1 protein-coding gene is annotated in these 426 nt (G+C 73.5%); it reads right to left on the bottom strand.

What is annotated here, in order from left to right; genetic code table 11:
- The coding region (locus AC066S_RS39600; RefSeq protein WP_478272029.1) for a hypothetical protein at window positions 1–426 on the bottom strand (426 nt) is incomplete at both ends.

Raw genomic sequence — 426 nt, forward strand, 5'->3', positions numbered from 1 at the left:
CCCATGGCGCGCGCCGCCTCGGCGAAGCGGATGTCGCCCTGGATCGAATCCAGCCCCACGCCCTGGATGCGCAGCGGCCCGCGCGCCGCATCCGGCGCGGCGAGCGCGCCGAGCGCGATGAAGTAGCTGGCCGAGGAGGCATCGGCCTCCACGTGGATCGTGCCCGGCGAGCGGTAGCGGCTGCCGGCCGGGATCGTGAACCGTTGCCAGTCGTCGTGCCGCACCGCGATGCCGAAGCGCTGCAGCAGTTGCAGCGTGATGTGGATGTAGGGGCGCGAGATGAGCTCGCCCACCACCTCGATCACCACGTCCTGCGCGCGCGCCACCAGCGGCAGTGCCATCAGCAGGGCGGTCAGGAACTGGCTGGAGACGTCGCCGCGCACCCGCACCGGGGCGTCCAGCGCCAGCGGCGGCACGCCCCCCGCA

The sequence above is a fragment of the Bradyrhizobium sp. CFUWI genome, assembly GCF_056429085.1.